The 6,707-nt window shown below is 62.3% G+C and carries 5 protein-coding genes; 3 read left to right on the forward strand and 2 right to left on the reverse strand.

Annotated features, from left to right (window positions below):
• Positions 1-264: 264 nt before the first annotated feature.
• Together B7L72_RS08215 and B7L72_RS08220 are read right to left on the reverse strand one after the other, a co-directional pair.
• Positions 265-3,348, reverse strand: coding sequence for an efflux RND transporter permease subunit (locus B7L72_RS08215; RefSeq protein WP_081193662.1), 3,084 nt, complete (start codon positions 3,346-3,348; stop codon positions 265-267).
• Positions 3,332-4,423: an efflux RND transporter periplasmic adaptor subunit gene (locus B7L72_RS08220; RefSeq protein WP_081193664.1), complete on the reverse strand. Its 1,092-nt coding sequence runs from the start codon at positions 4,421-4,423 to the stop codon at positions 3,332-3,334. Before B7L72_RS08220 ends, B7L72_RS08215 begins: the two co-directional genes overlap by 17 nt.
• 201 nt (positions 4,424-4,624) lie before the next feature.
• Here B7L72_RS08220 and B7L72_RS08225 point away from each other — a divergent pair, with 201 nt between their 5' ends.
• The 3 genes from B7L72_RS08225 to B7L72_RS08235 all read left to right on the forward strand — a co-directional run bounded on the left by B7L72_RS08225 (position 4,625) and on the right by B7L72_RS08235 (position 6,412).
• Complete coding sequence (locus tag B7L72_RS08225) at positions 4,625-5,599, forward strand: malate dehydrogenase (RefSeq protein ID WP_016913321.1); 975 nt, start codon at positions 4,625-4,627, stop codon at positions 5,597-5,599.
• Between the two features lie 221 nt (positions 5,600-5,820).
• Complete coding sequence (locus B7L72_RS08230; protein WP_081138235.1) at positions 5,821-6,054, forward strand: hypothetical protein; 234 nt, start codon at positions 5,821-5,823, stop codon at positions 6,052-6,054.
• Positions 6,044-6,412 carry a hypothetical protein gene (locus B7L72_RS08235; RefSeq protein ID WP_081138237.1) on the forward strand — a complete coding sequence of 123 codons (369 nt, stop codon included), beginning with the start codon at positions 6,044-6,046 and terminating at the stop codon, positions 6,410-6,412. The genes B7L72_RS08230 and B7L72_RS08235 overlap by 11 nt, the downstream gene beginning before the upstream one ends.
• Positions 6,413-6,707 lie beyond the last annotated feature (295 nt).

The following is a 6,707-nucleotide window of genomic DNA, read 5'->3' on the forward strand; positions in this document are numbered from 1 at the left end:
TACGGGCACGGATACCCCCGTAGCGCGGCGTAACGACTGAGCGAGAGCAACGAGCGAAAGAGGCACCCGCGGAGGCGGCGCCAGCCGCCCTGATGACGCCACCGAACCCACCGCGCCCTCGAACCACAAAACGGCACCGCCACCCCCGGTGCCCTCATCGGCAACGCTCTCGCGTTGCTTCGCGGGTGCGCTCCGCTTACGCCGCGCTACGGGTGTGGCGGCAACGATGCAAATAGGGTTGCCCGTAGCGGGGTGGGGCGCGTTTCACCCGAGATCTTTCTCCCGCCGTAAGTGGCCGCCGATCACCAGCATGCAGGGGGTGAGCAGCAGGGTGAGGAAGGTGGCGAACGTCAATCCACCGGCGATGGCGCTGGACATTTGCGTCCACCACTGGGCGGAGGGGGCGTTGAACCCGAGCGCGGGGGTGAAGAGGTTGACGTTGACTCCCAGCACCATGGGCATCAGCCCCAGTACGGTGGTGATGGCGGTCAGCAGGACGGGGCGCAGGCGCAGGCAGCCTGCTTCCAGGGCTGCCTGAGGAGGTGGCATGCCGTCGCGGCGCAGCTGGTTGTAGGTATCGATCAGGACGATATTATTGTTGACCACGATGCCCGCCAGCGCGATCACCCCCATGCCCACCATGACGATGCCAAAGGCCTGGCCGGTGATCAGCAGGCCCATGAGTACGCCCGCTGTGGAAAACACGATGGCGGACAACACCAGCGCGGCCTGGTAATAGCTGTTGAACTGGGTCACCAGAATCAGCGCCATCAATCCTACGGCAATCAGGAAAGCGCTGATCAGAAACTGCATCGACTCCTGCTGATCCTCCTGCTCGCCAGCCACATTGACCATCAGGCCATCCGGCAGTTGGCCTTGGCCAGCGGCCAGCAGGGCTCTCAGGCGCTCATCGGCCAGGTAGCCGGGCGCCAGGTCTGCCTCCAGCGTAATGGCGCGGCGGCCATCGATGCGGTTCAGCGTCCCCACCTTGGGCGCCGGAGCGATCTCCACGAAATGGGAAATCGGCACCTGCCCACGGGAAGTGTTGATAGTGAGCCGCTCCAGCTGGTCCAGCGTGCGCCAGTGTTCCGGGAGGCGTACACGAATATCGACCTCGTCACTCACCGTGGGCGGACGGTAGCTGGCCACCTGCAGGCCGGTGGTGAGCAGTTGTACCGCGCTGCCAATGGTGGTGATGTCGGTGCCCATGCGGGCGGCGGCCTCACGGTCCACGGTGATCTGCCACTCCACCCCTGGCAGGCTGCGGTTGTCCTGAATATCCACGAAGCCGCCCAGCTCGCGCATCAACCGGGTGAGTTGATCGACCCCCGCATCGGCAATGTCCGGGTCCGTGGCGCTGACTTCCAGCACGATGGGTTTGCCGCCGCCGGGGCCCATTTCCTGCTCGCGGAACTCCAGAGTGATCCCCGGGATGTCCGCCGTGCGCTCGGCCATGTCCGCCAGAATGGTGCGCGCCGGACGGCGCTGATACCAGTCAATGAACTGGAACTGCAGCATGCCGACCACGTCACTGCCCATCTGCTGGTCGGGCACCGCAAAAGAGCGTGCGTAGAGGGCCTCCACTTCACCCAGGCCGCCCAGGCGCTGCTCCACGCGGCGCAAAATGGCGTCGCTTTCCTGCGCGGAAAAATCGCCCCGGGCGCGCACCAGCACCTGGGCGCTATCGGGTTCGACGTTGGGGAAGAAATCCACACCATGGTTGAACCGTGCATAGCCGGTATACAGCAGCGCGATCAGCAGTAGGGCGAAGGCCAGCACCCAGCCGGGGTAGCGCAGCAATCGGCTCAGCAGGTGACGATAACTACGCCCCAGGGTAGTGCTTTCGTCCATGGGCCCAGTGCCTGCGCCGCTGGCCTGTGCGGTACGGGTAAACAGCCGCCCCAGCGTGGGCAGGAAGATGAGCGCCATGACCAGCGAGGCCAGCAGGCACAGAATCACCGTCGCGGGCAGGTACTTCATGAACTGACCGACGACGCCGGGCCAGAACAGCAGCGGTAGAAACACCGCCAATGTGGTTGCCGTGGAGGCAATCACCGGCCAGCTCATCCGCGACGCGGCGTTCAGCCATGCCTGATGGGCCGTTTGCCCCTCATGCAGATGGCGGTCGGCAAGCTCGCTGACCACGATGGCGCCGTCCACCAGCATGCCCGCCACCAGAATCAGCGCGAACAGCACCACGATGTTGAGGGTGAAGCCAAAGGCCCACACCAGCAGAATGCCGCTCAGGAAAGCCCCCGGAATGGTCAGCCCGACCAGCAGTGCCATACGCCAGCCCATCACGGCGACCACCACGACCAGCACCAGCACCACGGCGGTCAGCACGTTGTTGAGCAGCTCGGAGAGCATGTTCTGCACGGTGACCGACTCGTCCATGATCGTGGTCACCCGTAGCTGCTCCGGCAACAGCGGCTGCGCCTCCGCAAAGCGGTCCCGCACGGCGTCGATGGTGGCGATAATGTTGGCCCCGGCGCGTTTGGAGATTTCCAGCACCACGGCAGGCTGGCCGTCGATACGGGCAAAGCCTTCGGGCTCTTTGTAGGTGGGATGAATCCAGGCCACGTCACCGAACGTGACTACTTGCTCGCCCTCTACTTTCATGGGCATGTTCATCACGTCTTCCAGGGCGGCGATGATGCCGGGCACCTTCAGCGCCAGCCTGCCTGCGCCGGTGTCCAGGCTGCCGGCGGCCACCAGCCGATTGTTGCGCGAGACCTGGTTGAACAAGGCATCGAAATCGACCCCGTAACTCTCCAGCACCAGCGGGTCCACGACGATTTCCAGCAGGTCTTCACGGTCACCGGCAATGTCCACCTCCAGCACGTCGGCAATGCCTTCGATCTCCTCCTTCAGGCGGCGGGCGATGGCGATGCGCTCGCGGGTGTCCAGCTCCCCTGAAAGGCCGATGCTCAAGACCGGAAACTCCGAGACGTTGACCTCCATGACCCTCGGTTCGTCGGCTTCGGTGGGCAGGCTGCTACGCGCAATGTCCACTCGTTCCCGTACGTCGGAAAGCGCCGTGTCCGGGTCGAAGCCCGGGTCGAACTCCAGCGTGACGGAGCCATGCCCCTCGCTGGACTGCGCCGTGAACTTGCGCAGTCCGGCAATGCCCCGCAGCTCCTGTTCCATCGGGCGAATCAGCAGCCGTTCGCCATCTTCCGGGCTGACCCCCTCCAGCGAGAGCGAGACATAAATGATCGGGATGGTGACGTCCGGGTTGGCTTCCTTGGGGATCACCTGCCAGGCCGTGAGCCCAGCCAGCAGCAGCCCGACCAGTAGCAGCAGGGTAGTGCGCGTATGGGTCAGCGCGGCATTAATGAGTGATCGCATGACCACCTTCCTGGGCAGGCACGGGAGTCACTTCCTCGCCGGGACTCACAAGTCCAGCCCCCAGTGTAATCAGCGTGACCGGGTCGGGTAGGTCGCTGACATAGGCGCGCTGGGTGTCGGCACTGACCAGCTCCACGGCAGACTGCACCACGCGGTTTTCGGCGTCCAGATGCCGAATGGCCAACTGGCCCCGCTCATCCAGGCTGAACAGCGCAGGCGAAAGCGTATGCACGGCGCGAGGGGGCAGGGTGATGGTCAGCTCGGCGCTGCCGCCTGCCAGCCGCTGGCGCTCGGGGTTGTCGAGGAGGACTTCCACGTAAAACGTCCGGGTCGCCTCATCGGCGCGGCGGCTGATATAGCTCACTTCGCCCGTCAGCTCACCGCCATTCAACAGGCGGGCCGCCACCGGCAGCCCTTCACTCAGAGCGCCGACCTGCTGCTGGGACACCCAGGCCTCCCCTTTCAGGTGACGGTCATCGACCAGGCGAGCCCACTCTTCTCCGGGTTGCAGCAAGTCACCCATTTCCACCTGTACTCGGTCCAGCACGCCTTCGAACGGAGCGCTGGGGCGGGTATCGCGTAGCTGCTTCTCCAGTTGAGCCACCTGGGCCGCGCTGGCGCTGAGAGCGCTTTGCAAGCGCAGCAGCTCAGGCTGGGAGATCAGCTCGCGACGACGCAGGTTCTGGGCCCCCGCGTACTCCGCCTGCGCCAAGGCCAGCTCGTCGCGTGCCTGCTGCAGGCGCTCCGGCAGGGCTTCACTTTCCAGTATCAGCAGCGTCTCGCCCGGTTGAACGTGTTCACCCTGAGAGACGGGCGTTTCCGCCACCAGCCCCGCCACGTTGGCGCGTAACACCGCCTCGCGCGCTGCCGCCAGCTGGCCTTGAACCACCACCTGAGGAATGTAGAGCGTGCTGGGTTGGGTCGATACCTCTACCCGCGTCAGAGATTCGCCGTGGGTGTCGTGGTTTTCGGCAGGCGTCGACTGAAAACGCTGAAAGTCGCCCAGGGCAAGCCATACCACCAGGGCCAGCACCAGCAGGCTAGCCAGGGCATAAGAGGGGGGGATTCTTCGCATGGGGAGTCACTGTTCCAAATAAAGAGGGGCTCGCAACCCGAGACACCATAGCGCAAGTGCTGCCGGTCAGCGAGTACCAGGCCGCCGTGCGAATGGGTAGTAGTCTCAAGTCTGATTGAGTTTTTGAGCGTGTGGGCATAACATCGGTGCGCGAATCTTTACCGGGCGAACCTTCACTAGGCGAACCATCAAGGAGCAATGATGAAAGATCCAGTACGTATTGCGATTACCGGCGGTGCCGGCCAGATCAGCTACTCTCTTATTTTCCGCATTGCCGCTGGCGACATGCTGGGGCCGGATCAGCCTGTCATTCTCCAGCTTCTCGAAATTCCTCAGGCCATGGATGCGCTCAACGGCGTAGTCATGGAAGTGAACGACTGTGCGTTCCCGCTGGTGCAAGATATCGTCGCCACCGACGACCCCAACGTGGCGTTCAAGGATGCCGACTTCGCTCTGCTGGTAGGTGCTCGTCCGCGTGGCCCCGGCATGGAGCGTAAAGACCTGCTGGAAGCCAACGCCGCCATCTTCTCCGTACAAGGTAAAGCGCTGAACGACCACGCCAGCCGTGATGTGAAAGTGCTGGTCGTCGGCAACCCGGCCAACACCAACGCGCTGATCGCCTCCTGCAACGCGCCGGACCTGGACGCTGGCCAGTTCACCGCCATGACCCGTCTGGACCACAACCGCGCCCTGACGCAGCTGGCACAGAAGACTGGCAAGCACGTCACCGACGTCGAAAACATGATCATCTGGGGCAACCACAGTGCTACCCAGTACCCGGACCTGGCCCAGTGCAAGGTAGACGGCAAAGCCGCTTTCGATCTGGTCGAGCGCGACTGGTACGAAAACGACTTCATCCCGACCGTACAGCAGCGCGGTGCCGCCATCATCAAGGCACGCGGCGCCTCGTCTGCCGCCTCCGCTGCGTCTTCCGCCATCGACCACATGCGTGATTGGGCGCTGGGCTGCGACGGTATCGTCAGCATGGCCATCCCCTCCGACGGCAGCTACGGCATCGCCGAAGGCATCATCTACTCCTACCCGGTGCGCTGCCAGGGTGGTAAGTACGAAATCGTACAAGGTTTCGAACTCGATGCGTTCAGCAAAGAGAAGATGCAAGCCACGGAAAAAGAACTGCGCGAAGAGCGCGCTGCCGTCGAGCACCTGCTCGGTTAAGCACGCCGTTTGGCACCCGCCAACCGCACCCACCCCGCAAGCTATGCTTGCGGGGTTTTTTATGGGCATGGGATGCTGCAAAAGTATGCCCCTTCAATAGGGTCGTCGTCGCGAGTCACCGAGCGACTCGAATTTTTGAGCAAAAGCGTGTCAAATGTAGAGGGTATAGAAAAAATATTGGAGTACCGGGTTGCTCATCAGCAGCGCTTGAGGAGAAGAGTATGCAGGCGATTGAATTCGAAACAGATATTCAAGACGGTATGGTTAAAATTCCAGACGAATACGCAGAGCTGAGAAACAGGCATGCCCGGATCGTGGTGCTGTACGAAAACAGCACATCAGCGCCGAGCGAGCCCGAGGCGTCATCCGGTCTTGATTTCTCGTCTGTAAAAGCGCCCACGCTGACAGCGCAGGAAGGGCTCGAGTATCAACGGAGCATGCGGGATGAGTGGTGATTATCTGCTCGACACGAATGTTTTTATTAACGCGATCAAGCGACAGCTATGCCTCCCGCCTGCTCATTACGCTTATTCCGTGATCACTGAGCTCGAACTGTTGGGATTCCCGGGGCTACCCTTGCAAGAAGAGCAGGCTATTTCAGCTTTATTAGCCAATCTGACACGCGTCGAACTCAACCATCTAGTCAAACAGGAGACGATCAATACACGTCGTCATACGCTGATGAAATTACCTGACAGCATCATTTCTGCATCTGCCACCGTTACCCAAGCCACATTAGTCACAGACGATGCCACACTGGCCGCTAGGCACCAGGGCAAAGCGATATCGTTGAATATGCTCTTGCGTTCTTGATAGTCCACATCGTTCCAGACAGAGACTCGTTACGCCGCGCTACGGGGGTGCCTCGATTTGCCGTGGTGACGTATTAGGGTTGATGTTGGCGTTGTGGTCGGGGTGGTTTATGCGTTGGTGTAATGTTGGCGGCATACCGTAGCGCGGCGTAAGCGGAGCGCACCCGCGAAGCAACGTGGAGAGCGTTGCCGATGGGGGCGCGGGGGGTGGCGGTGGTGTTTTGTGATTCGAGGGCGCGTTTGGTTCGGTGGTGCCATCGGGGCGGCTGGCGCCGCCTTCGCGCCGGGCCGCCGCT

The organism is Halomonas sp. BC1 (assembly GCF_002078135.1).
In the GTDB taxonomy this organism is placed as follows: Bacteria; Pseudomonadota; Gammaproteobacteria; order Pseudomonadales; family Halomonadaceae; genus Vreelandella; species Vreelandella stevensii.

Coding starts and splice junctions, on each gene's coding strand:
- B7L72_RS08235 (WP_081138237.1), top strand. CDS start 6,044: ATGAGTGGTGATTATCTGCTCGACACGAATGTTTTTATTAACGCGATC.
- B7L72_RS08225 (WP_016913321.1), top strand. CDS start 4,625: ATGAAAGATCCAGTACGTATTGCGATTACCGGCGGTGCCGGCCAGATC.
- B7L72_RS08220 (WP_081193664.1), bottom strand. CDS start 4,423: ATGCGAAGAATCCCCCCCTCTTATGCCCTGGCTAGCCTGCTGGTGCTG.
- B7L72_RS08230 (WP_081138235.1), top strand. CDS start 5,821: ATGCAGGCGATTGAATTCGAAACAGATATTCAAGACGGTATGGTTAAA.
- B7L72_RS08215 (WP_081193662.1), bottom strand. CDS start 3,348: ATGCGATCACTCATTAATGCCGCGCTGACCCATACGCGCACTACCCTG.